Genomic DNA, 25,196 nt, shown 5'->3' on the forward strand with positions numbered 1-25,196 from the left:
TAGATTAGATTTTTCTCATCGAACTCATCAGCAGAGAAACCATGGCCACGGAGGCTGCTATGTTAACTATTTTTAAACCCGCGCCACATAAAGCGCGCTTACCGGCGGCGGAGATTGATCCGATGTATCGTCGTCTGCGCTGGCAGATTTTTATCGGTATCTTCTTTGGCTATGCGGCTTACTATCTGGTTCGTAAGAACTTTGCGTTGGCGATGCCCTATCTGGTCGAACAAGGCTTTTCGCGTGGTGACCTCGGTTTCGCGCTTTCGGGGATTTCGATTGCCTATGGATTTTCGAAATTCATCATGGGGTCGGTATCCGATCGCTCGAATCCGCGCATTTTTCTGCCGGCGGGTTTGATTCTGGCGGCGTTGGTGATGCTGGTGATGGGGTTCGTCCCGTGGGCCACCTCCAGCATTATGGTGATGTTTGTGCTGCTGTTCCTGTGCGGCTGGTTCCAGGGGATGGGCTGGCCGCCGTGCGGGCGTACCATGGTGCACTGGTGGTCGCAGAAAGAGCGCGGCGGCATTGTGTCGGTGTGGAACTGTGCGCATAACGTTGGCGGTGGGATCCCGCCGCTGCTGTTCCTGCTGGGCATGGCCTGGTTTAACGACTGGCACGCGGCGCTGTATATGCCGGCGTTTGGTGCGATACTGCTGGCGGTGTTTGCCTTTGCGATGATGCGCGATACCCCGCAATCCTGCGGCCTGCCGCCGATTGAAGAGTACAAAAACGACTACCCAGACGACTACAGCGAGCAGCATGAGCAGGAGTTGACTGCCGGACAGATCTTTCGCCAGTATATTCTGCCGAACAAGCTGCTGTGGTATATCGCCGTGGCTAACGTGTTCGTCTATCTGCTGCGCTACGGCATCCTTGACTGGTCACCGACCTACCTGAAAGAGGTGAAGCACTTCGCGCTGGATAAATCGTCCTGGGCCTACTTCCTGTATGAGTATGCCGGGATCCCCGGGACGCTGATTTGCGGCTGGATGTCGGACAAAGTGTTTAAAGGAAATCGTGGGGCGACCGGGGTGTTCTTTATGACGCTGGTGACGATAGCCACCGTGGTTTACTGGCTGAACCCGCCGGGTAATCCGGGGGTCGATATGGCCTGCATGATTGTGATCGGCTTCCTGATCTATGGTCCGGTCATGCTGATTGGCCTGCATGCGCTGGAGCTGGCACCGAAGAAAGCCGCGGGCACCGCTGCTGGTTTTACCGGGCTGTTTGGCTACCTCGGTGGTTCAGTGGCGGCCAGCGCTATCGTTGGCTATACCGTGGATTTCTTCGGTTGGGACGGTGGTTTTATGGTGATGATAGGCGGTAGCGTGCTGGCGGTGCTGCTGCTGATCGTGGTGATGATCGGCGAAAAACGCCATCACCAACAGCTGAAACAGGGTTAATAAATAACCAAGAAAAGGGAACGCATGGCGTTCCCTTTATTCCTTCAATTCCTTCCGCTGGTTACATCTCGATTTCGATGTCACCTTGCGCCCGGCAGCAGCAGGGCAAAATCTCGCCCGGCTGGATAAACGCCAGCGGTTCGGTCAGCCAGTCAACCTGGCCGGATACCAGTCGCGTACGGCAGGAGCCGCAATAGCCGGCACGGCACTGATACTCCACGTCGATGTTATGCGACTCCAGCGCGGCCAGCAGGGAAGGGTGTTCATCCTGACACTCAAGGCGAGTGTCAGAAATCTTCAAAAAAATGCGTTTCATCAGAGCTGGAAGTTGCTCAGGTCGTCGGCGTCAACTTCGGCGTCGATCTGGCCGACCAGATAGGAGCTGACTTCCACTTCCTGCGGCGCCACCTGCACGTTGTCGGAGACCAGCCAGGTGTTGATCCACGGGATCGGGTTGGAGCGGGTCTGGAACGGCAGATCGAGACCGACCGCCTGCATGCGGATGTTGGTGATGTATTCCACGTACTGGCAGAGAATATCTTTGTTCAGGCCAATCATGGAGCCGTCGCGGAACAGGTAATCCGCCCACTCTTTTTCCTGCTGCGCGGCCAGCACAAACAGGTCATAGCACTCTTGCTTGCACTCTTCGGCGATCTCCGCCATCTCCGGGTCATCGACCCCAGAACGCAGCAGGTTCAGCATATGCTGGGTGCCGGTCAGGTGCAGGGCTTCGTCACGGGCGATCAGGCGGATGATTTTGGCATTGCCTTCCATCAGCTTACGTTCGGCGAAGGCGAAGGAGCAGGCAAAGCTGACGTAGAAACGGATGGCTTCCAGGGCGTTGACGCTCATCAGGCACAGGTACAGTTTCTTTTTCAGTTCACGCAGGTTAACGGTGATGGTCTGGCCGTTGACGGTGTGCGTGCCTTCACCCAGCAGATGCCAGTAGCTGGTCAGCTCGATGAGGGTATCGTAATAGTGGGAAATGCCTTCCGCACGTTTCTGAATCTGCTCGTTGGTGACGATATCGTCAAACACCGTCGCCGGGTCGTTGACGATATTGCGGATGATATGGGTGTAGGAGCGCGAGTGGATCGTCTCTGAGAATGCCCAGGTTTCAACCCAGGTTTCCAGCTCCGGAATGGAAATCAGCGGCAGCAGCGCGACGTTGGGGCTACGGCCCTGGATGGAGTCCAGCAGGGTCTGATATTTCAGGTTACTGATGAAAATATGTTTTTCGTGATCCGGCAGCGCCTGGTAATCGATGCGGTCGCGGGAAACGTCGACCTCTTCCGGACGCCAGAAGAAGGAGAGTTGCTTTTCGATCAGCTTTTCGAAGATGTCATATTTTTGCTGATCGTAGCGGGCGACGTTCACCGACTGACCAAAAAACATCGGCTCAAGCAGCTGATCGTTTTTGGTCTGAGAAAAAGTGGTATATGCCATTAAATGTAGGTCCTGTTGAAATTGTATCGCCCGGCAGCGAGGGTGTGCCGGGCTTACAAAACGTCTGGCCGGGTGAGCGTGGCGCTACCCGGCGAGTGTTTTAAATCTTACATGCGCCGCTTTCGCAGCCGTCGTCCTGAATGGATGGCGCCAGATCGTCCTGGGCATCTTCTGCACCATCACGAGTGTTGTGATAGTACAGCGTTTTCACGCCGAATTTATAGGCGTTGAGCAAATCTTTCAGCAGCTGCTGCATCGGCACTTTGCCAGACGGGAAACGCGTCGGGTCATAGTTGGTGTTCGCCGAAATCGACTGGTCGATAAACTTCTGCATGATGCCAACCAGTTGTAGGTAGCCATCGTTGCTCGGCATTTCCCACAGCAGCTCGTAATTTGCCTGCAGGGAATCGTAGTCAGGAACCACCTGGCGCAGAATGCCGTCTTTCGACGCTTTGATGCTGACATGACCGCGCGGCGGCTCAATGCCGTTGGTGGCGTTAGAGATCTGCGAGGAGGTCTCAGACGGCATCAGTGCGGAGAGCGTGGAGTTACGCAGGCCGTGGGTTTTAATCGATTCACGCAATGCTTCCCAGTCGTAATGCAGCGACTCGTTGACGATAGCATCGAGATCCTTTTTATAGGTATCGATCGGCAGGATCCCCTGCGCGTAGGTGGTTTCGTTAAACCACGGGCAAGCACCTTGCTCGATCGCCAGCTCGTTCGATGCTTTCAGCAGGTAGTACTGAATCGCTTCGAAGGTTTTGTGCGTCAGGTTGTTAGCGCTGCCGTCAGAGTAGCGTTTGCCGTGCTTCGCCAGGTAGTAGGCGAAGTTAATCACGCCAATACCCAGAGTACGACGACCCATCGCGCCGCGTTTGGCCGCCGGGATCGGGTAGTCCTGATAATCCAGCAGGGCGTCCAGCGCGCGAACCGCCAGCACCGCCAGCTCTTCCAGCTCATCCAGGCTATCGATCACGCCAAGGTTGAATGCGGACAGCGTACACAGGGCGATTTCGCCGTTTTCGTCGTTGACGTCATCCAGCGGTTTGGTCGGCAGGGCGATTTCCAGACACAGGTTGGACTGGCGCACCGGCGCAACAACCGGGTCAAACGGGCTGTGGGTGTTGCAGTGGTCAACGTTCTGGATGTAGATACGGCCGGTAGAGGCACGTTCCTGCATCATCAGAGAGAACAGTTCAACCGCTTTGATGCGCTGTTTACGAATGCTGTCGTCTTGTTCGTATTGGGTATACAGACGCTCGAATTCGTCCTGATCGGCGAAGAAGGCATCGTACAGGCCCGGGACATCAGACGGGCTGAACAGGGTGATGTCGCCGCCTTTCAGCAGACGGGTGTACATCAGCTTGTTGATCTGCACGCCGTAGTCCATGTGACGCACGCGGTTGGCGTCGGTACCACGGTTGTTTTTCAGCACCAGCAGGCTTTCGACTTCCAGATGCCACATCGGATAGAACAGCGTCGCCGCGCCGCCGCGAACGCCGCCCTGGGAGCAGGATTTCACTGCAGTCTGGAAATGCTTGTAGAACGGAATACAGCCGGTGTGGAACGCTTCACCGCCGCGAATCGGGCTGCCCAGCGCACGGATGCGACCGGCGTTGATGCCGATACCGGCACGCTGGGAAACGTATTTCACAATTGCGCTGGAGGTGGCGTTGATGGAGTCCAGGCTGTCGCCGCACTCGATCAGCACGCAGGAGCTGAACTGACGGGTCGGGGTACGCACGCCGGACATGATCGGCGTCGGCAGCGAGATTTTAAAGGTGGATACCGCGTCGTAGAAACGTTTGATGTAATCCAGACGCGTTTCGCGTGGGTAGTTGGAGAACAGACAGGCGGCTACCAGGATATAGAGGAACTGGGCGCTCTCGTAAATTTCACCGGTGACACGGTTCTGGACCAGGTATTTGCCTTCCAGCTGTTTTACCGCGGCATAGGAGAAGCTCATGTCGCGATCGTGGACGATGAACGCGTCCATCTGCTTGAACTCTTCTTCCGTGTAGTCTTCCAGCAGATGCGTGTCGTATTTGCCGTTCTTCACCATCTTAGAGACGTGGTCATACAGCGCCGGCGGCTCAAACTGACCGTAGGCTTTTTTACGCAGATGGAAGATGGCCAGGCGAGCGGCGAGATACTGGTAATCCGGCGCATCGCGAGAGATCAGGTCCGCGGCAGCCTTGATGATCGTTTCGTGGATGTCGGCGGTTTTGATGCCGTCATAGAACTGGATGTGGGAACGCAGTTCTACTTGAGAAATGGAAACGTTATTCAGCCCTTCTGCCGCCCAATCCAGTACGCGATGGATTTTGTCGAGATTGATGCGCTCGGTGCTACCGTCACGCTTTGTCACCAGCAGACTCTGATTCATGTGGATTTTACCTGTCCGTGAGAAAAAATATCCCCCCGTTTATCCACAGCACAGCGTTGTGATTAACTCTGTGGATAAATACTATATGTAGGGGGTAGTCGATAAAAGAAACGCTATATGGTGAGTATTTTAGTAAGGATTCTTTTGAGTACAAGGGTTGATTTTGACGTTAATTTGAGGGTGCGGAAGCATAATAATCGCGAAATCCACGCCCCATAAGGCCTGGCGGAGATGTCAATAAACTGGAAAATAAAAATGAAAATTTGATCGAGTGCTGATTTCTTCAACGGATGTGAAAATTACGCGGCTTGATACCGCGCAATCATCGGATCTTTACTATACGAAATACTGCTGACGTTATGCGCTTTTTGCGGTTGTATGCAACATATAGTTAACATCAACCCCCGGCGCGAGCTTGAAGGTATTGGTCAGCGGATTGTAATGCAGGCCGGTAATATGCTGCTCTTTGAGAATAGTCTGATCAACCCAGCCGATCAGCTCCGCTGGCTTAATGAATTTTTTCACGTCATGCGTGCCTTTGGGCACCATTTTCATCACGTATTCGGCGCCAACTACCGCCATCAGCCAGGCTTTACCGTTGCGGTTGATGGTCGAGAAGAAGACCTGACCGCCGGGTTTGACCAACCGTGCGCAGGCATGGACCACCGATTGTGGATCGGGTACGTGCTCCAGCATCTCCATGCAGGTCACCACATCGTACTGCTGAGGATGCTTTGCCGCATGTTCTTCTACGGTTTCCTGGACATATTCAACCTGAACGCCGCTTTCCAGCGCGTGCAACTTCGCAACCTGCAGCGGTTCAAAGCCCATATCGAGGCCGGTCACCGTCGCTCCTTCACGCGCCATGCTTTCTGCCAGAATCCCGCCGCCGCAGCCGACATCGAGCACTTTTTTGCCAAACAGGCCGCCAGAACGCTGTGCAATATAGCCCAGACGCAGCGGGTTGATGCGGTGTAATGGCTTGAACTCACCCTCTAAATCCCACCAGCGCGAGGCGACGGCTTCAAATTTAGCGATTTCTTGATGATCAACGTTGTGGGCCACCGGCTGTTTTTCGGCATTCATGGGCGCAATTACTCCTTATCTGTTCAGACTGGCGAGTATATCAGGTGGCTGGCATGAATAAACCGTCTATCCCCTTCATCCTTCAAGTTGCTTGGTTGTTAGCTGCAGCCGTTCACCCCAGTCACTTACCTGAGTAAGCTCCTGGGGATTCACGGCTTTGCCGCCTACAAGCAACTCGAATTATTTTGGGTAAATCCAATCTTGAGCCCACGCGAAAATCATTGGGTATAGGTTTACCCGTATCACCGCGGCTGTGTTATAATTTGCGACCTTTGAATCCGGGACACAGTAGAGGGATAGCGGTTAGATGAGCGACCTTGCGAGAGAAATTACACCGGTCAACATTGAGGAAGAGCTGAAGAGCTCCTATCTGGATTATGCGATGTCGGTCATTGTTGGCCGTGCGCTGCCGGATGTCCGAGATGGCCTGAAACCGGTACACCGTCGCGTACTTTACGCCATGAACGTATTGGGCAATGACTGGAACAAAGCCTATAAAAAATCTGCCCGTGTCGTGGGTGACGTCATCGGTAAATACCACCCGCATGGTGATACCGCCGTTTATGACACCATCGTACGTATGGCACAGCCATTCTCCCTGCGTTATATGCTGGTCGATGGCCAGGGTAACTTCGGTTCTGTCGATGGCGACTCCGCCGCAGCGATGCGTTATACGGAAATCCGTATGTCGAAAATCGCCCACGAGCTGATGGCCGACCTCGAAAAAGAGACGGTTGATTTCGTAGACAACTATGATGGCACGGAGCGCATCCCTGACGTCATGCCGACCAAAATCCCTAACCTGCTGGTAAACGGTTCATCCGGTATCGCAGTCGGGATGGCGACCAACATTCCGCCACACAACCTGACGGAAGTGATCAACGGCTGCCTGGCCTATATCGACGATGAGGATATCTCCGTCGAAGGGCTGATGGAACACATTCCGGGTCCAGACTTCCCGACCGCCGCCATTATCAATGGTCGTCGTGGTATCGAGGAAGCTTACCGCACAGGTCGTGGCAAAATTTATATTCGCGCCCGCGCAGAGGTGGAAACCGATGCGAAAACCGGCCGTGAAACCATCATCGTGCATGAAATTCCGTATCAGGTGAACAAAGCGCGCCTGATCGAGAAAATGGCCGAGCTGGTAAAAGAGAAGCGTCTGGAAGGGATCAGCGCCCTGCGTGATGAGTCCGATAAAGACGGCATGCGCATCGTGATTGAGATCAAGCGTGATGCGGTGGGTGAGGTGGTTCTGAACAACCTGTACTCTCTGACTCAGCTGCAGACCTCTTTCGGCATCAACATGGTTGCTCTGCACCATGGCCAGCCGAAGATCATGAACCTGAAAGATATTCTTTCGGCGTTCGTGCGTCACCGCCGCGAAGTGGTGACTCGCCGTACTATTTTTGAACTGCGTAAAGCTCGCGATCGTGCGCATATCCTCGAGGCGCTGGCGGTTGCGCTGGCCAACATCGATCCGATCATCGAACTGATTCGCCGCGCGCCGACCCCGGCCGAAGCAAAAGCTGGTCTGGTTGCCCGCTCCTGGGATCTGGGCAACGTCTCCGCCATGCTCGAGCGTGCTGGTGATGATGCCGCGCGTCCTGAGTGGCTGGAGCCAGAGTTTGGCGTGCGTGACGGTCAATACTACCTGACCGAACAGCAGGCACAGGCGATTCTGGATCTGCGTTTGCAGAAACTGACCGGCCTTGAGCATGAAAAACTGCTCGACGAATACAAAGAGCTGCTGGAACAGATTGCTGAGCTGCTGCACATTCTTGGCAGCGCCGACCGTCTGATGGAAGTGATCCGTGAAGAACTGGAAGCGATGCGCGAACAGTTCGGCGACCCGCGTCGCACCGAGATCACCGCCAACACCGCGGATATCAACATTGAAGATCTGATCAACCAGGAAGATGTGGTGGTCACCCTGTCTCACCAGGGCTATGTGAAGTATCAACCGCTGACTGACTATGAAGCGCAGCGCCGCGGTGGCAAAGGTAAATCGGCCGCCCGTATTAAAGAAGAAGACTTTATCGACCGCCTGCTGGTGGCCAACACCCACGATACGATCCTCTGCTTCTCCAGCCGCGGTCGTCTCTACTGGATGAAGGTCTATCAGCTGCCGGAAGCGAGCCGTGGCGCGCGTGGCCGTCCAATCGTCAACCTGTTGCCGTTGGAAGCCGACGAGCGTATTACCGCGATCCTGCCGGTACGCGAATATGAAGAGGGCGTAAACGTCTTTATGGCGACCGCCAGCGGTACCGTGAAGAAAACCGCGCTCACCGAGTTCAGCCGTCCGCGTTCAGCCGGTATCATCGCCGTTAACCTCAATGATGGCGATGAGCTGATTGGCGTTGACCTGACCAACGGTAGCGACGAAGCCATGCTGTTCTCGGCCGCCGGTAAAGTGGTGCGCTTTAAAGAGAGCGCAGTACGTGCCATGGGCCGTACCGCGACCGGCGTTCGCGGCATCAAGCTGGCGGGCGAAGACAAAGTCGTCTCGTTGATTATTCCTCGTGGCGAAGGCGCTATCCTGACCGTGACGCAAAATGGTTACGGTAAGCGTACGGCAGCGGAAGAGTATCCGACGAAGTCGCGTGCGACTCAGGGCGTTATCTCGATCAAAGTGACCGAGCGTAACGGTTCCGTCGTCGGGGCTGTGCAGGTAGATGATTGCGATCAGATCATGATGATCACCGATGCGGGCACTCTGGTGCGTACTCGCGTATCGGAAGTGAGCATCGTCGGTCGTAATACCCAGGGCGTTATTCTGATCCGTACTGCGGAAGATGAAAACGTGGTGGGTCTGCAGCGTGTTGCCGAGCCGGTAGATGACGAAGAGCTGGATGCCATCGATGGCAGCGTAGCGGAAGGCGACGATGAAATCGCGCCAGAAAGCGATGCTGATACTGATGATGACATCGCCGAAGACGAAGAATAATCTTCGGTCGTGATGCCAGAAGGGTCGGGATATCTCCCGGCCCTTTTTGTTTTCCGGTTGTGGTGGGTTGTCGAACGCGAATTCCAGAGAGTATAACGTTGCGACAAACCCTGTTTACCGCTACCTTAACCCCATTCTGTTGAGTCCCTGACGGCCGAGTATCGCCACATTGAAATATCTTGCCTCTTTTCATACCACCCTGAAGGTTTCGCGCTATTTGTTCAGAGCGCTGGCGGTGCTGCTGTGGATGCTTATCGCTTTCGTTTCGGTGTTCTATATCGTCAATGCCCTGCATGACAGAGAGTCAGAGATCCGTCAGGAATTTAATCTCAATGCTGACCAGGCGCAGCGCTATATCCAGCGTACGGCCGATGTGATTAAAGAGTTGAAATACGTCGCCGGAAACCGACCGGCAGGCGGTGGTGAGGGTGGCATTTCGCCGTCTGAGAACGGCAACATCGCCATCCCGGATTTCGAGCCGCTGTATCCTGACTCCGACTGCGGGACAATGAGCACGACCTGGCGCAACTCCCTGCAATCGCTGGCGTGGTTTATGCGCTACTGGCGCGATAATTTTTCCGCTGCCTATGACCTGAACCGCATCTTTTTGATTGGCAGCGATAATTTGTGTATGGCCAACTTTGGCCTGCGTGAAATGCCGGTGGAGCGAGACCAGGCGTTAAAAATCCTGCACCAGCGCATCGAACAGTATCGTGATGCCCCGCAAAATGAGCGTGGTAGCAATCTGTTCTGGATAAGCCAGGGCATGCGCCCGGGGACGGGCTATTTTTATGCCTTGACGCCGGTCTACATGGCGAATCGCCTGCAGGCGCTGCTGGGGATCGAGCAAACCATCCGTATGGAGAGCTTCTTTACGCCGGGTAGTCTGCCGATGAGCGTGACGATCCTCGACGATAACGGCCAGCCAATGATCTCCCTTGCCGGGCCGGATAACAAAATTAAGAGCGAAGCCCGATGGATGCAGGAGCGTATCTGGTTTGGCTATACCGCCGGTTTCCGCGAGCTGGCGCTGAAGAAAAGCCTGCCGCCGTCATCATTAAGCATCGTCTATTCGGTGTCGGTCGATCAGGTCCTCGAACGCATTCGGATGCTGATTATCAATGCGGTAATCCTTAATATCCTCACCGGGGTAATTCTGTTCGCACTGGCACGGATGTATGAGCGGCGGATTTTTATCCCGGCGGAAAACGACGCCCAGCGGCTGGAAGAGCACGAGCAGTTTAACCGTAAGATTGTTGCTTCAGCGCCGGTGGGGATCTGCATTCTGCGCACCCTCGACGGCACCAACATTCTGAGTAACGAGCTGGCGCATAATTATCTCAATATGCTGACCCATGAGGATCGGCAGCGGTTAACGCAGATAATATGTGGGCAGCAGGTTAACTTCGTTGACGTGCTGACCAGCAATAACACGAACCTGCAAATAAGCTTTGTCCATTCACGCTACCGCAACGAAAACGTGGCGATCTGCGTGCTGGTTGACGTCAGCGCCCGCGTGAAAATGGAAGAGTCGCTGCAGGAGATGGCGCAGGCCGCAGAGCAGGCCAGTCAGTCAAAATCGATGTTCCTCGCGACCGTCAGCCATGAGCTGCGTACCCCGCTGTACGGCATTATCGGCAACCTTGATTTACTACAAACCAAAGAGCTGCCCAAGGGGGTCGATCGCCTGGTCACGGCGATGAATAACTCTTCCAGCCTGCTGCTGAAGATCATCAGCGACATTCTCGATTTCTCGAAAATTGAGTCCGAGCAGCTGAAAATTGAACCGGAAGAGTTCTCGCCGCGTGAGGTGATGAACCATATCTCCGCCAACTATTTGCCGCTGGTAGTGCGTAAGCAGTTGGGGCTGTACTGCTTTATTGAGCCTGATGTGCCGCAGTTGATGTCCGGTGACCCGATGCGCCTGCAGCAGGTGATTTCCAACCTGTTAAGCAATGCCATTAAGTTTACCGATACCGGCTGTATTATTCTGCATGTCCAGCGTGCCGGCGACTATCTGCAGATCAGCGTCCGGGACACCGGGGAAGGGATCCCGGCGAAAGAGGTGGTGCGTCTGTTCGATCCGTTCTTCCAGGTGGGGACCGGCGTACAGCGTAACTTCCAGGGAACCGGGCTGGGGCTGGCGATCTGCGAAAAGCTTATCAACATGATGGACGGTGATATTGCCGTCGAGACCGAGCCGGGCATGGGCAGCCGTTTTACCATCCGTATTCCATTATACGGTGTGCAAAACCGCAAGTTGCTGACCGTAGAAGGGCTGGCAGGAAAATGCTGCTGGCTGGCCATCCGCAATACTTCACTGGCGATGTTTGTGGCCTCGCTGCTTAAGTACCACGGCATTGAGGTCTGCGACTATGGCGGACAGGCTCCGGGAGCCGATGATATTCTGCTGACCGACGATATGCCCGATCCACGCTGGCAGGGTGGGGCAACAGTGATTTTCTGCCGCCGCCATATTGGCATTCCGCAAGAGCGAGCCCCGGGCGAGTGGTTGCACAGCGTCACGACGCCACACGAGCTGATTCCGCTGCTGGGACATATTTTCCACGTCGCCGTGATCACGCAGGAACATGGTCCCGCGCTGGCGGCGCCGGAAACGCACACCGCCAGCAATGACGACATGATGATTCTGGTGGTGGATGATCATCCGATTAACCGCCGACTGCTGGCAGACCAGCTGGGTTCACTGGGGTATCAGTGCGTGACGGCGAACGATGGCGTCGATGCGCTGGCCGTGCTGGCTAAACAGCATATCGATATTGTGCTGAGCGACGTCAACATGCCGAATATGGACGGCTACCGGCTGACGCAGCGTATTCGTGAGCTGGGGATGAAGCTACCGGTGATCGGGGTAACGGCAAACGCCCTGGCCGAAGAGAAGCAGCGCTGTCTGGAGTCGGGGATGGATAACTGCCTGTCGAAGCCTGTCACCCTGGATATCATCAAGAAGACGTTGGCGTTGTATGCCGCTCGGGTGCGAAAAGAAAGGGGATAAGCGGGCGTGAAAGCGGGCAGGATTCTTACCCGGAGAAGGCGCGTGGCGCCATCATCCGGGTAGCTGAACATTACTCTTTGTCGGTGGCGCTCAGCGTCACGGAAGAGAGGTAGTTCAGCAGGGCAATGTCGTTCTCGACGCCCAGCTTCATCATGGCCGATTTTTTCTGGCTGCTGATGGTTTTGATGCTGCGGTTAAGCTTTTTGGCGATCTCGGTCACGAGGAAACCTTCGGCGAACAGGCGCAGCACTTCACTCTCTTTCGGCGACAGGCGCTTATCACCGTAACCGCTGGCGCTGATTTTTTCCAGCAGACGCGCAACGCTTTCTGGGGTGAATTTTTTGCCTTTCTGCAGGGCGGCCAGCGCTTTCGGCAGATCGGTCGGCGCGCCTTGTTTCAGCACGATCCCTTCGATATCCAGATCCAGCACTGCGCTGAGGATCGCCGGGTTGTTGTTCATCGTCAGCACGATGATCGACAGCTCAGGGAAGTGACGCTTGATATATTTGATCAAGGTGATCCCGTCGCCATATTTGTCACCGGGCATCGACAGATCGGTAATCAGAACGTGGGCGTCTAATTTGGGCAGATTATTAATCAGTGCAGTCGAATCTTCAAATTCGCCAACAACGTTTACCCACTCGATTTGCTCAAGGGATTTACGAATACCGAACAGTACGATCGGGTGGTCATCGGCAATAATTACGTTCATCGTGTTCATGTATAGGCTACCTTGCTACAGCAAGCTCTTGACGTAGACGTCAATGTCGCTGATATATTTTTCTATGCCTTGCACATCTTTCTCGCGAATCAGATGCTCTAGCGTTTCACATAACTGTTTGCCGGGTATCAGATTAAGCATAGCAAACGCCCCTTTGAGGCGGTGCGCTGTCTGCGCCAGCGCAGCTAAATCACTGGTTGCCAGTTCAGTATACAGTCTCTGAACATCATCCGGAACCGTGTCGGCAAATAGTGCGTAATAGCCGCTGGCGTGGAGTTCGGCGTTACTTTCGCTTCCAGCAGGGGTGGATTGCTCCTCTTCCTGCGCCAGCTGCTGTTCAATCAGTTGCAGAATTGCTTCCTGCATGGCTGTGCTGATATTAAAGTTGACACACAGTTGGCCTGGGCCAATTTTGCGTATCCCAACCTCATCATCGCTTAAAAGCAAGCCGGAAGCAGTAAGATTAGACGGATTATCTGTTAAAAACAGATCGTATTCTTGACTTGTCAGCCGTTCGTCCGGGGTGATGCAGGTCGCTCCCCAGTTTTCAAGCTGGCGTACTACGATTTTCCGCACTTCATGGGCGGTAATATCCAGCATCACTACCACATCATCCAGCAGGTGTTCGCCTGCCTCGGCCGCTTCGCCGCTGGCCGGCATTTTGAGATGCAATGAATAGCGGGTGCCCAGCGACTCTCGTGCCTTAATATTCAGCTGACCGCCGAGCTTGCGCGTCAGACGATCGCAGAGCCAGAAGGTCAGGGCGTTGGCTTTGCCATACAGATCGGACTGGGTCTCGTTAAGGAACGGGAAGTGCATGTTGTCGATTTCGTTGCCGGATACGCCGTTGCCGGTGTCCAGAATACGGAAGGTTAGCCGGTCGTCGGCCGACTCATCTTTGCTCACATCGAGGGTGATTTTGCCAATTTGCGTCGTCGTCACCGAATATTGAATAAGCATCAGCAACGTGCGGCGCAGGGCGTCACGATCGCCATAACGCTGTTCATTGGCCGGCAACGCGTTGTTAATCAGCAGCTGTAACCCTTTACGTTTGATCACCGGCAGGACTTCAGGCACCACTTCATCAATCAGTTCCTGAATCGAGAACAGCGCCGGCTGGCTCTTCCAGCTGTCGTTTTCCAGCAGATTTGCCAGCTGAATGTCGTCCACCAACTGCACCAGCCGATCAGCATGTTGCGACAGCTGGCGGCTATGCTCGATGCCGATGGACGCGGCTTCTTCCGCCAGGCGCTGCGCCGGGGTTTTCAGGGCGCTGCCGATATGCGCCATAAATGCTGCGCGACCCTGCTGGTTTTTCTCATACAGACGTTGAGCCTGCTTGAGCTTTTTATTGACCAGTACTTCCCGGTCCTGATCGCGAATAATGAAGATCTGCGTGCGCGGAGCGACCTGGCTGCGAGAGAGACGAATTTCAAACAGTTCGTTATTGATCGTCGCCTGAATCACCCCCTGATGCTGGTCCGCCATATTGGTGATGTTCTGCAGATTAAGATGCGGCAGCAAGTGATCGGCTATCGGGTTACTGATTATCGTGCGGTTAGTTTCCAGGTCGTGGACCAGCAGCCCCAGCGGCAGCAGCGAGACAATCTCTTCATTAATGGCACGTTGGGTGCGTAATTCGCTATTGGCGGCAGCAGATACGCCGGTGCCGGTCTGGCGTGTGCGGCCGCCGTAGTGACGAAAGGTGGTAAAACCAAACAGGGTTAAAGCCAGCAGGCCGATAATCAGCAGCAGCGGCAACAGAACATTCTGCAGCGATTCCATGATCAAAGTACCAAACGGGACGACCCAAATCAGCCGCATACCGGTGGTATTGATGCTGGTGGTCATCTCAATTTTGGTACCGTTAAAGTCGATATTGATGCTGTCAGAGGCTTCTTTATCCGTGCTGGTGGTACCGCTTTGTGCCGGGTCAGGCTCAATCCGGAAATTATCCAGCAGCATGCCGGGCGGTATCAGGTCATTGATGGGCAGATCGAAGGCCACCACGGTTGCCAGGTGGCCCGGTTGGTTAAAGGTAGTACGCAGGGTGAAATAGTGGCCATTTTGCCAGGAAAGGCGGCGCAGTGACGAAAAGGTTTCTCTCTCGTCCAGCGTGTTGGCCTGCAGCAGCATCTCCGCGCGGCGGGACTCTACGACGCTGGTGATCGTCGACTCTTTAAAGCTGGATGACAGGTCCTTGAGCGGCAGCGTCGACACCAGAATCAGGCTGTTATCCAGGCCGTTCAGGTAGTACATCGACCACGGGATAGTTTCTGCGCCCCACAGGATGTCGAGGTAGCTGGAGATTTTCTGCGTCATCTCCAGAGTGGAGCTGTCATGGGAGCCAAATATCAGCGCTTCGGTCTTGCGCCGCGGTTTTTCCAGGTAATAGACATCCTGCTTCAGACGCGTTTCCTGTAAGCCGTCGCTGGCGGTACTGGTAGAGGTCGCGGCGATATTGTCATAAATCTGCCAGGTGGCATAACGCCAGCTATCGATGCGTTTATGCAGCGCATGGCTGACGTCGATGACCTGATAACTTTTATCTTTCAACCAGGTATTGACCGCGCTTTGGATCATGACGCCCATCGTCGCCAGCAGGACGATGACCATCAAAATGAAGAAGCGGGTGATGCTGCCAGGCATCAGGGAGAATTTTTTCTGGGTCATCGTGTGGCGAAGCGACTCATCTGTGTGTAAGCAGGGTATTGCACCAGGTGGCTGGTAGCAGAGTGAATACTGTTAGCAGTATAAAGGCTAATTTATCAAATCCATACTACAGATTGCCGTTCGTCAAAGTTTAATCGCGAGAATAATCTTAAAAAAATGAACGTCGGTAAGATGTACAGCAATGTGCATATTGTACAATTATTTACGGAATTTCACGGATAAATAGCACTAAATAACAAGAAATTACCTCGGTGAGCATTTTCTTATCAGCGAATTGTTTGATTAATAGACGTTATTTTTTTCTCGGATAACACGCGGAAATTCAAGATATGTAAAGAAGGGTAAAAAAAAACCGAATGCAGGGCATCCGGTTCAAATAGGGGTAAACAGACATTCAGAACTGAATGACGGTAATAAATAAAGTTAATGATGATAGCGAGGATTATTCTAGTCGTAAGGGTGGTTTTTGTTTTGTCATTCAGTGCTATACAGATGTTGCCTCGTAACCAGTTGAACTGTATTGGAAAAATTTATTTTCTTGATTATTGGTGCTTATTTTCGTGGTTTTTGATGGTGCAGAAAAGTTCCCCTGCATTTACAAATTGAAACATCTTGTGGGAACTTTGAAACACCTTAGAAGTTTTCGTATCATATTCTTGTTGGATTATTCTGCATTTTACAGCACAATGAATATAGCCGACTGATTAGAAGGGTAATCAGTAAGCAGTGGCATAATAAAAGGCATATAACAAACAGAGGGTTAATAACATGAAAGTTAAAGTACTGTCCCTCCTGGTACCAGCTCTGCTGGTAGCAGGCGCAGCAAATGCGGCTGAAATTTATAACAAAGATGGCAACAAATTAGACCTGTACGGTAAAATCGATGGCCTGCACTACTTCTCTGATGACAAGAGCGTAGACGGCGACCAGACCTACATGCGTATTGGCGTTAAAGGCGAAACTCAGATCAACGACCAGCTGACCGGTTACGGCCAGTGGGAATACAACGTTCAGGCGAACAATACTGAAAGCTCTAGCGATCAGGCATGGACTCGTCTGGCATTTGCTGGTCTGAAATTTGGCGACGCAGGTTCTTTCGACTACGGTCGTAACTACGGCGTAGTATACGACGTAACGTCCTGGACCGACGTTCTGCCGGAATTCGGCGGCGACACCTACGGTTCTGACAACTTCCTGCAATCCCGTGCTAACGGTGTTGCTACCTACCGTAACTCTGACTTCTTCGGTCTGGTTGACGGCCTGAACTTTGCTCTGCAGTACCAGGGTAAAAACGGCAGCGTCAGCGGCGAAGGCGCGACCAACAACGGTCGTGGCGCTCTGAAACAGAACGGCGACGGTTTCGGTACTTCCGTAACTTATGACATCTTTGATGGCATCAGCGCTGGTTTCGCGTACTCCAACTCTAAACGTACCGACGATCAGAACGCACTGGTTCTGGGTGAAGGCGACCACGCTGAAACCTACACCGGCGGCCTGAAATACGACGCGAACAACGTTTACCTGGCAACTCAGTACACCCAGACTTACAACGCAACTCGCGCGGGTGACCTGGGCTTTGCTAACAAAGCACAGAACTTCGAAGTGGTTGCTCAGTACCAGTTCGACTTCGGTCTGCGTCCGTCCGTTGCTTACCTGCAGTCTAAAGGTAAGGACCTGAATGGTTACGGCGATCAGGATATCCTGAAATACGTTGATCTGGGTGCGACCTACTACTTCAACAAAAACATGTCTACCTATGTTGATTACAAAATCAACCTGCTGGATGACAACAACTTCACCCGTAACGCCGGTATCTCTACCGACGACGTGGTTGCACTGGGCCTGGTTTACCAGTTCTAAGTCGCACGAAGTTTATGAAAAAGGCGCCTCTGGCGCCTTTTTTTATGCCCGGTTTAACCTTGCTGGTGTAATCTTGCCGCCTTAGCAAGAGGAACCTGACTTTATGGATATCACTTTTTTCCGTACCGCGCTGTTTAGCGTCTGCGTACTGCTTTCCGGCTGTGATTCGGACACCACCTCCAGCGCACCTGCGCCTACCGCCACCGTCCTGGATGGCAAAACGATGGGCACCTTCTGGCGCGTCAGCGTGATTGACGTGGACCAGCAAAAAGCCCAGGCGCTACGTCAGAAAGTACAGGCGCAGCTTGATGCTGACGATCGCCTGCTGTCCACCTGGAAAAACGACTCGGCGCTGATGCGTTTTAACCACTCGTCGGGCACCGAACCCTGGCCGGTGAGCGAGGCGATGGCCGATATCGTCACGATGTCGCTGCGCATCGGTGCCAAAACCGATGGCGCTATGGATATTACGGTAGGGCCGCTGGTTAACCTGTGGGGATTTGGTCCCGATAAACAACCGCTGAAAACACCGGATCCGCAGCAGATCGCCGCGGCGAAAGCGCGCACCGGGCTACAGCATCTGACGGTGATTAACCATGCGGATCGCCAGTATCTGCAAAAAGATATTCCGGATCTGTTTGTCGATCTCTCGACCGTGGGTGAAGGCTACGCTGCCGATCATCTGGCTCGTCTGATGGAGCAAGAGGGCATTTCACGCTATCTGGTTTCTGTCGGCGGCGCGCTGGTGAGCCGGGGAATGAACGGCGACGGGCAACCGTGGCGGGTGGCGATCCAGAAACCGACCGATCGTGAAAATGCCGTCCAGGCGATCGTTGATATCAACGGTCATGGGATCAGCACCTCCGGTAGCTACCGCAACTATTATGAGCTCGATGGTAAGCGTATTTCGCACGTTATCGACCCGCAAACCGGTCGTCCTATCGACCACAAGCTGGTGTCGGTGACGGTGATTGCGCCGACGGCGCTGGAAGCGGACGGCTGGGATACCGGCCTGATGGTGCTGGGGCCGCAGAAAGCTCAGGAAGTGGTGCGTCAACAGGGACTGGCGGTTTATATGATTGTCAAAGAGGGGGACGGGTTTACAACCTGGATGTCGCCGCAGTTCCGCACCTTCCTGGTGGGCGAAAAAAATTAAACCGCAAGAATTCGGGTTTTTATTCACGGGCGTCGATGCAGACTGACGATACACTTAAAGCAGGAGCCCGTTATGAAACCGATAATTGCTGATACCGATGCGCGCCGCTGGCAGGCGGTGTGCGATCGCGATGCGAACGCCGATGGTCAGTTTGTTTTTGCCGTGTTGACCACCGGCATCTGCTGCCGTCCCTCCTGCCGTTCGCGGCGGGCGTTACGGGAAAACGTGCGTTTTTATCCCGATGTCGACGCGGCCGTGGCTGACGGCTTTCGCCCCTGTAAACGCTGCCAGCCGGACAACATCGACCCGCAGCAGCAGAAAGTGGACAAAGTCGCCCGGGCCTGCCGCCTGCTGGAACAAGATGCGCCAGTGACCCTTGAAACGCTGGCGCAGACGCTGGCGGTTAGCCCGTACCATTTTCATCGTTTGTTCAAATCAATCACCGGCATGACGCCAAAAGCCTGGCAGCAGGCGTGGCGCGCGCGGCGTTTACGCGAGGCGCTGGCTCAGGGGGAAAAGGTCACGCCCGCAGTGATGGCCGCCGGTTTCCCTGATGGCAGCAGCTACTATCGCCAGGCGGATGCTGCGCTCGGCATGACCGCCAGTCAGTTTCGTCGCGGCGGTGAAGATATCGATATTGTCTATACCTTCGGCGATTGCGCGGTTGGCCGCTGCCTGGTCGCGGAAAGCGAGCGGGGCGTGTGTGCCGTCCTGCCGGGGGAAGCCGATGGGCCGCTGCTTGATGAACTTGCCCGCCTGTTCCCCAGAGCGCGGTTGATACCTGGCGATGCACATTTCCATCAGCGGGTCGCCCAGGTCTTCGCCCATCTGGACGATCACCGCCAGGCCATCGACCTGCCGTTGGACATCCGCGGTACCGCTTTCCAGCAGCGCGTCTGGCAGGCGCTGCGCGAGATCCCGGCAGGAGAAACCCGTAGCTATCGCCAGGTGGCGCAGCGCATCGGTCAGCCGCGTGCGGTAAGAGCCGTGGCGGGCGCCTGTGCGGCGAATAAGCTGGCGATCGTCATTCCCTGTCATCGGGTGGTTCGCGAGGGTGGCGCGCTTTCAGGCTATCGCTGGGGAACGGCCCGCAAAGCCCAGCGGTTAACGCGCGAAGCGCACAGCGAGGAGCCATAATGCTCGATTTATTTGCCGATACGCCACCCTGGCAAGAGCCACTGGCACCGGGTGCCGTGATTTTGCGACGCTTTGCTACTTCGCGAGCGTCGGCTTTGCTACAGGCTATCGCGCAGGTTGCCAGCCGCTCGCCGTTTCGTCAGATGGTGACGCCGGGCGGCTATACGATGTCGGTGGCGATGACCAACTGCGGCGCGCTGGGCTGGACCACCGATAGCCATGGCTACCTTTATGCGCCTGACGATCCGTTGACCGGGCAGCGCTGGCCGCCGATGCCGACCCCATTTGCTGCGCTGGCGGCAGAAGCGGCACAGGCCTGCGGCTACCCACGCTTTACCCCAGACGCTTGTTTAATCAACCGCTACCAGCCTGGCGCAAAACTCTCTTTGCATCAGGATAAAGATGAGCGCGATCTGCGGGCGCCCATTGTTTCCGTGTCGCTGGGACTGCCGGCGGTGTTCCAGTTCGGCGGCCTGCGTCGGAATGACCCACTGCAGCGTGTGCTGCTGGAGCACGGCGATGTAGTGGTGTGGGGCGGTGAATCGCGCCTGTTTTATCACGGTATTCAGCCGTTAAAAGCGGGGGATCATCCGCAGACCGGAGCCTGTCGTTACAACCTTACCTTCCGCCTGGCGGGTAATCTGGCGGCTAATAAATAACAAAAATAAGAATTATTCTTGATGTCATCGCCGGGCCGTTTAAACTGCTGGCTGTTTTGCTTGTCCGGATTGCGTGTTATGGAACTCCTCCTCCTTGTTTGGCGCCAGTATCGCTGGCCGTTTATCTCAGTCATTGCGCTGAGTCTGCTCAGTGCGGCGCTGGGCATCGGGCTGATTGCCTTTATTAATTTGCGGTTAATGACCGTGGTCGATACCTCACTAACGGTGTTACCGGAGTTTCTCGGCTTATTGCTGCTGCTGATGGTGGTCACGCTGGGCTCTCAGCTCGCCTTGACCACCCTCGGGCACCATTTCGTCTATCGCCTGCGCGGCGAATTTATCAAGCGGATCCTCGATACCCAAATCGAACAGGTTGAGAAAATTGGCAGCGCGTCGCTGCTGGCCGGACTCACCAGCGATGTGCGGAACATCACCATTGCGTTCGTGCGTCTGCCGGAGCTGGTGCAGGGGATTATCCTGACGTTTGGCTCCGCCGGTTATCTGGCGTGGCTGTCGGGGAAAATGGTAATGGTGACCGCTCTGTGGATGGCGCTCACCATCTGGGGCGGCTTTGTGCTGGTGGCTCGCGTCTATAAACACATGGCGACGCTGCGGGAAACCGAAGACAAGCTTTATCATGATTATCAGACGGTACTGGAAGGGCGCAAAGAGCTGACCCTCAACCGGGAACGTGCGGAATATGTATTTAATCAGCTGTATCTGCCGGATGCCCGCGAATATCGCCACCATATTATCCGCGCCGATACTTTCCATCTGAGTGCGGTGAACTGGTCAAATATCATGATGCTGGGTGCTATCGGGCTGGTGTTCTGGATGGCCAACGGTCTTGGCTGGGCGAATACCGCGGTGGCGGCGACCTATTCGCTGACCCTGCTGTTTTTGCGCACGCCGCTGCTCTCGGCGGTCGGCGCGCTGCCGACGCTGCTGAGCGCCCAGGTGGCATTCAATAAGCTGCATCGCTTCTCTCTGGCGCCGTACCGGGCCGAGTTCCCGACGCCGCAGGCGCATCCTCACTGGCAGACGCTGGAGCTGCGCGATGTCAGTTTCCACTATCCGGACAACAGCTTTGCGGTAGGGCCGATTAACCTGACCCTTAAGCGCGGCGAGCTGGTCTTTTTGATCGGCGGCAACGGTAGCGGAAAATCGACGCTGGCGATGCTGCTGACCGGGTTGTATCAGCCGGCCTCCGGCGAGATTTTGCTCGATGGCCAACCCCTGGCGGTGGATAAACCGGAAGATTACCGCAAGCTTTTCTCGGCGGTGTTCACCGATGTCTGGCTGTTTGACCAGCTGCTGGGAGAGGGCGGTAACGCCGCTGACCCGGCGCTGGTAGCACAGTGGATGGACAACCTGAAAATGACCCATAAGCTGACGCTGGATAACGGCAAAATCGTCGATTTGAAGCTGTCAAAGGGGCAGAAAAAACGGGTGGCGTTGCTGCTGGCGCTGGCGGAAGAGCGCGATATCATTCTGCTGGATGAATGGGCGGCGGACCAGGACCCGCACTTCCGCCGCGAGTTTTATCAGGTACTGCTGCCGCTGATGCAGCAGATGGGGAAAACCATTTTTGCCATCAGCCATGACGATCACTATTTCCAGCATGCGGACCGCCTGCTGGAGATGCGAAGCGGCCAGTTGACGGAGCTGACCGGGAAAGAACGCGAGCTGGCGACCCGTGACGCGGTGGCCCGCACCGCCTGATTGCCTGCGCCTCCTGGTCAACAGGGGGCGTAGTTGTTGTTTTTTCCGCCGTACGAACGCCCTGACGGTTATTTTTTCTCCCTCCTCGCGCTATGCTTATGGCACCTGGCCTGCCGCCTGTTCTCAAAAGGATTGCCTGACCGATGTCCGTGTTGCATAAAAAAAGCGCCAGATTGCGTGATGAAGAGCGTGCCCGTCTTATCTGGCTGCTGACCACCGATAAAGCCGTTACCTCGGCGCTGACAGGCAAATTAACCCTCGCCGAACGCTACGACGACGGCACCCTCGCCGACGATCTGGCCGAAGTGGAAGTGCTGGTTTCCCACCTTCCGCCGCCAGACCTTGCCGATGCCCTGGAGGCATTGCCCAACGACGGGCGTAACGCACTCTGGCAGCTGGTCAGCAACGATAAGCGTGGCGAAGTGTTGCTCGAGGCGTCCGAGAACGTCTGGGGCGATCTCATCGATAAGATGAGCGATCACGAACTGCTGGATGCGCTGCAAACCCTGGATATTGACGAACAGGTCTATCTGGTTCAGCACCTGCCGCGAAACCTGACCGGTCGCTTACTGGCGACGATGCCGCCGGAAAAACGCGCGCGGGTACGTCAGATGATGCGCTACGCCGACAACACCGTCGGGGCGATCATGGAGTTCGAAGTGATCGTCGTGCGCCCGGAGATGACCCTGGCCGCGGTGCAGCGCTATCTGCGGCGGTTGGGAAAAATGCCGGAGAACACCGATAAGCTGTTTGTTACCACCCGCAATAAATTGCTGCTGGGCGAGCTGGAACTGCAAACCATTTTGCTCAACGACGCGCAAAAGCGAGTAGGCGATGTCATGGAAGGGGATCCGGTGACCTTCCAGCCGCACGAAGCCGCGGAAAAAGTGGCCCGAACCTTCGAACGTGATGACTTGCTTAGTGCCGCGGTGATTGATGCGGACGGGAAGTTAATGGGCCGTCTGACCATCGATGAGATCGTGGATGTGGTGTACGAAGAGACCGACAGCGATCTGCGTGGAATGGGCGGCCTGAGCAGCGAAGAAGACGTCTTTGCGCCGGTCAGCAAAGCGGTGAAAACCCGTTGGGCGTGGCTGGCGGTCAATCTGTGCACCGCCTTTATCGCTTCGCGGGTGATTGACGGTTTTGAACATACCATCTCACAGCTGGTGGCGTTAGCGTCCCTGATGCCGATCGTCGCCGGGATCGGCGGCAATACCGGCAATCAGACCATCACTATGATCGTCCGCGCGATGGCGCTTCAGCATATTCAGCCCGGCAGTTTTTCGTTTCTGATTATGCGTGAAATGGGCGTCGCATTGATTAACGGCCTGGTATGGGGCGGGATTATGGGGGCGGTCACCTGGTGGCTGTATGACGACCCGCAACTGGGCGGCGTGATGACCCTGGCGATGATGCTGAATCTGTTGATGGCGGCGCTGATGGGGGTCATTATCCCCATGGTGATGGTCAAACTGGGACGCGACCCGGCGGTCGGCTCCAGCGTGATGATCACCGCTATCACCGACACCGGCGGGTTCTTTATTTTTCTGGGTCTGGCGACGCTGTTTCTGATGTAACCTGCGGCTTGTTGCGCCAACGTCGTGGAATCAGCGCCATCACCGCAAGCCCTGCCAGTACGCCAACCGCCAGATTGCTGGTCCCGACCGTTGCGCCGACGGTCACCAGCATCACCAGCGTTTCCGGCCACGGATTCCGTGCCAGCTCCGCCGGGCGAAGGCTCTGCCAACTGAAGGTTTTCGCCGCAACAATCACCATTACACCGGCCAGCACCACCATCGGAATTTTCGCCATCACTTCGCTCAGGGCGGTCACCAGCAGCAACAGTACCAGACCGGCGGCAATGGTTGAGACGCGGCTGCGCCCTTTGCCCATTTCGACGTTGACGATGGTCTGACCGATCATCGCGCAGCCGGCAATACCGCCATACATCCCCGCCAGTATATTGGCGATGCCCAGCCCGGTACTCTCGCGCGCTTTGTTTGACGGGGTCTGGGTCAGGTCATCTACCAGTTTTGCCGTCAGCAACGATTCCATCAGGCCCACGAAGGCGATGCTCAGCGCACAGGGCCAGATAATTTGCAGGGTATGCAGGTCGAGCGGGACCAGCAGGGCAGTGAAGCCCGGCAGCCCGCCGCTCATTGACCCTTCGTCGCCAACGGTTGGCAGCAGCTGGCCGCTGGTAACGGTAAACAGGGTCAGCAGCACAATGGCGATCAGCGGCGACGGAATCGTTTTTGTCAGGCGCGGCACCCACAACACAATCAGCAACGTCAGAACGAACAGGCCGAGTATCAGCGGCTGCTTGCTCCAGAAATGCGGCACCTGGGCAAAGAAGATCAAGATCCCCAACGCGTTGACGAAGCCGGTCATCACCGAGTGCGGAATAAAGCGCATTAACCTCGCCATGCCGCACAACCCAAACAAAATTTGAATAATACCAGCCAAAATGACGGCGGGCAGAATATAGCCTACGCCGTACTGGTGTACCAGCGGCCCAATCACCAGCGCAACCGAGCCGGCTGCCGCAGTAACCATCGCCGGCCTGCCACCCAGTACCGACATCGCCAGACACAGCACCACCGAGGCAATCAGGCTGACTTTCGGGTCAACGCCGGCGATGACGGAGAAGGAGATCACTTCCGGAATCAGGGCCAGCGCAGTGATCACGCCTGCCAGGGTTTCCCGGGTCAGCAGCGCCGGTGAGCGTAATACGTGGCGAAATGCGCCGGTTGAAGCGGAAGAGATGTGATTTGAGGCTTGAGGCATAAGCGGTTCGCAGGTTGGTCAGCGGCGGCGGCACAAGCCTGGGCTTGTGTGCGGTCTGTCACAAAACAGGGGATGATAGCGCGGGCGCGTCACTTATACCAGTACAAAATATGATTTAACGTACACATTTATTAAACATTTTTATAACAGATCTCAAAACTCAACTTAAATTTTAAACAATATTTAAATTT

Annotated in this window: 16 protein-coding genes; 9 read left to right on the plus strand and 7 right to left on the minus strand. The window is 55.2% G+C overall.

Going from position 1 to position 25,196, the window contains the following annotated elements; genetic code table 11:
* Nucleotides 1–59: 59 nt before the first annotated feature.
* On the plus strand, nucleotides 60–1,406 hold the full coding sequence (gene glpT, locus ACMYSP_RS20040; RefSeq protein WP_434583785.1) for a glycerol-3-phosphate transporter: 1,347 nt from the start codon (nucleotides 60–62) through the stop codon (nucleotides 1,404–1,406).
* A 61-nt stretch (nucleotides 1,407–1,467) separates the two neighbouring features.
* Here the strand turns inward: glpT and yfaE are convergent, their stop codons facing one another.
* The 4 genes from yfaE to ubiG form a co-directional block, all read right to left on the minus strand.
* Complete coding sequence (yfaE, locus tag ACMYSP_RS20045) at nucleotides 1,468–1,722, minus strand: class I ribonucleotide reductase maintenance protein YfaE (RefSeq protein WP_123755204.1); 255 nt, start codon at nucleotides 1,720–1,722, stop codon at nucleotides 1,468–1,470.
* Nucleotides 1,722–2,852, minus strand: a complete 1,131-nt coding sequence (gene nrdB, locus ACMYSP_RS20050) for a class Ia ribonucleoside-diphosphate reductase subunit beta (protein WP_434583787.1) — start codon at nucleotides 2,850–2,852, stop codon at nucleotides 1,722–1,724. Before nrdB ends, yfaE begins: the two co-directional genes overlap by 1 nt.
* Nucleotides 2,853–2,952: 100 nt before the next feature.
* Nucleotides 2,953–5,238 carry a class 1a ribonucleoside-diphosphate reductase subunit alpha gene (gene nrdA, locus ACMYSP_RS20055; RefSeq protein WP_434583788.1) on the minus strand — a complete coding sequence of 762 codons (2,286 nt, stop codon included), beginning with the start codon at nucleotides 5,236–5,238 and terminating at the stop codon, nucleotides 2,953–2,955.
* A 357-nt stretch (nucleotides 5,239–5,595) separates the two neighbouring features.
* Entirely contained in the window at nucleotides 5,596–6,324 is a 729-nt protein-coding gene (ubiG, locus tag ACMYSP_RS20060) for a bifunctional 2-polyprenyl-6-hydroxyphenol methylase/3-demethylubiquinol 3-O-methyltransferase UbiG (RefSeq protein WP_434583789.1), read from the minus strand.
* A 307-nt stretch (nucleotides 6,325–6,631) separates the two neighbouring features.
* On the opposite strand from ubiG, the gene gyrA reads away from it, so the two are divergent.
* Together gyrA and rcsC are read left to right on the plus strand one after the other, a co-directional pair.
* Nucleotides 6,632–9,271 carry a DNA topoisomerase (ATP-hydrolyzing) subunit A gene (gene gyrA, locus ACMYSP_RS20065; RefSeq protein WP_434583790.1) on the plus strand — a complete coding sequence of 880 codons (2,640 nt, stop codon included), beginning with the start codon at nucleotides 6,632–6,634 and terminating at the stop codon, nucleotides 9,269–9,271.
* Between the two features lie 169 nt (nucleotides 9,272–9,440).
* Nucleotides 9,441–12,287 carry a two-component system sensor histidine kinase RcsC gene (gene rcsC, locus ACMYSP_RS20070; protein ID WP_434583791.1) on the plus strand — a complete coding sequence of 949 codons (2,847 nt, stop codon included), beginning with the start codon at nucleotides 9,441–9,443 and terminating at the stop codon, nucleotides 12,285–12,287.
* Between the two features lie 70 nt (nucleotides 12,288–12,357).
* Here the strand turns inward: rcsC and rcsB are convergent, their stop codons facing one another.
* Entirely contained in the window at nucleotides 12,358–13,008 is a 651-nt protein-coding gene (gene rcsB / locus ACMYSP_RS20075; protein ID WP_434583792.1) for a response regulator transcription factor RcsB, read from the minus strand.
* Between the two features lie 15 nt (nucleotides 13,009–13,023).
* Complete coding sequence (rcsD, locus tag ACMYSP_RS20080) at nucleotides 13,024–15,681, minus strand: phosphotransferase RcsD (protein WP_434583793.1); 2,658 nt, start codon at nucleotides 15,679–15,681, stop codon at nucleotides 13,024–13,026.
* Nucleotides 15,682–16,449: 768 nt separating this feature from the next.
* Between rcsD and ompK36 the strand changes: the two genes are divergently transcribed.
* The 6 genes from ompK36 (at nucleotide 16,450) to mgtE (ending at nucleotide 23,795) form a co-directional block, all read left to right on the plus strand.
* Nucleotides 16,450–17,541, plus strand: coding sequence for a porin OmpK36 (ompK36, locus tag ACMYSP_RS20085; protein WP_123755196.1), 1,092 nt, complete (start codon nucleotides 16,450–16,452; stop codon nucleotides 17,539–17,541).
* 103 nt (nucleotides 17,542–17,644) lie between these two features.
* Nucleotides 17,645–18,697, plus strand: a complete 1,053-nt coding sequence (gene apbE, locus ACMYSP_RS20090) for an FAD:protein FMN transferase ApbE (RefSeq protein WP_434583795.1) — start codon at nucleotides 17,645–17,647, stop codon at nucleotides 18,695–18,697.
* A 72-nt stretch (nucleotides 18,698–18,769) separates the two neighbouring features.
* The gene (gene ada / locus ACMYSP_RS20095) at nucleotides 18,770–19,834 is read left to right on the plus strand and encodes a bifunctional DNA-binding transcriptional regulator/O6-methylguanine-DNA methyltransferase Ada (RefSeq protein WP_434583797.1); all 1,065 of its coding nucleotides are present in this window, start codon (nucleotides 18,770–18,772) and stop codon (nucleotides 19,832–19,834) included.
* Nucleotides 19,834–20,493 carry a DNA oxidative demethylase AlkB gene (gene alkB / locus ACMYSP_RS20100; protein WP_434583799.1) on the plus strand — a complete coding sequence of 220 codons (660 nt, stop codon included), beginning with the start codon at nucleotides 19,834–19,836 and terminating at the stop codon, nucleotides 20,491–20,493. Before ada ends, alkB begins: the two co-directional genes overlap by 1 nt.
* Before the next feature lie 78 nt (nucleotides 20,494–20,571).
* Complete coding sequence (locus ACMYSP_RS20105; RefSeq protein ID WP_434583801.1) at nucleotides 20,572–22,215, plus strand: multidrug ABC transporter permease/ATP-binding protein; 1,644 nt, start codon at nucleotides 20,572–20,574, stop codon at nucleotides 22,213–22,215.
* Between the two features lie 143 nt (nucleotides 22,216–22,358).
* Nucleotides 22,359–23,795, plus strand: coding sequence for a magnesium transporter (gene mgtE / locus ACMYSP_RS20110; protein WP_434583802.1), 1,437 nt, complete (start codon nucleotides 22,359–22,361; stop codon nucleotides 23,793–23,795).
* Here mgtE and ACMYSP_RS20115 read toward each other — a convergent pair.
* Complete coding sequence (locus tag ACMYSP_RS20115) at nucleotides 23,758–25,005, minus strand: SulP family inorganic anion transporter (protein ID WP_434583803.1); 1,248 nt, start codon at nucleotides 25,003–25,005, stop codon at nucleotides 23,758–23,760. The genes mgtE and ACMYSP_RS20115 overlap by 38 nt on opposite strands.
* Nucleotides 25,006–25,196 lie beyond the last annotated feature (191 nt).

The sequence above is a fragment of the Klebsiella sp. R390 genome, assembly GCF_051131745.1.
Lineage (GTDB): Bacteria > Pseudomonadota > Gammaproteobacteria > Enterobacterales > Enterobacteriaceae > Klebsiella.

Coding starts and splice junctions, on each gene's coding strand:
- nrdA (WP_434583788.1), bottom strand. CDS start 5,238: ATGAATCAGAGTCTGCTGGTGACAAAGCGTGACGGTAGCACCGAGCGC.
- yfaE (WP_123755204.1), bottom strand. CDS start 1,722: ATGAAACGCATTTTTTTGAAGATTTCTGACACTCGCCTTGAGTGTCAG.
- rcsB (WP_434583792.1), bottom strand. CDS start 13,008: ATGAACACGATGAACGTAATTATTGCCGATGACCACCCGATCGTACTG.
- apbE (WP_434583795.1), top strand. CDS start 17,645: ATGGATATCACTTTTTTCCGTACCGCGCTGTTTAGCGTCTGCGTACTG.
- ada (WP_434583797.1), top strand. CDS start 18,770: ATGAAACCGATAATTGCTGATACCGATGCGCGCCGCTGGCAGGCGGTG.
- ompK36 (WP_123755196.1), top strand. CDS start 16,450: ATGAAAGTTAAAGTACTGTCCCTCCTGGTACCAGCTCTGCTGGTAGCA.
- ACMYSP_RS20105 (WP_434583801.1), top strand. CDS start 20,572: ATGGAACTCCTCCTCCTTGTTTGGCGCCAGTATCGCTGGCCGTTTATC.
- mgtE (WP_434583802.1), top strand. CDS start 22,359: ATGTCCGTGTTGCATAAAAAAAGCGCCAGATTGCGTGATGAAGAGCGT.
- gyrA (WP_434583790.1), top strand. CDS start 6,632: ATGAGCGACCTTGCGAGAGAAATTACACCGGTCAACATTGAGGAAGAG.
- alkB (WP_434583799.1), top strand. CDS start 19,834: ATGCTCGATTTATTTGCCGATACGCCACCCTGGCAAGAGCCACTGGCA.
- rcsD (WP_434583793.1), bottom strand. CDS start 15,681: ATGACCCAGAAAAAATTCTCCCTGATGCCTGGCAGCATCACCCGCTTC.
- nrdB (WP_434583787.1), bottom strand. CDS start 2,852: ATGGCATATACCACTTTTTCTCAGACCAAAAACGATCAGCTGCTTGAG.
- ubiG (WP_434583789.1), bottom strand. CDS start 6,324: ATGAATGCCGAAAAACAGCCGGTGGCCCACAACGTTGATCATCAAGAA.
- ACMYSP_RS20115 (WP_434583803.1), bottom strand. CDS start 25,005: ATGCCTCAAGCCTCAAATCACATCTCTTCCGCTTCAACCGGCGCATTT.
- glpT (WP_434583785.1), top strand. CDS start 60: ATGTTAACTATTTTTAAACCCGCGCCACATAAAGCGCGCTTACCGGCG.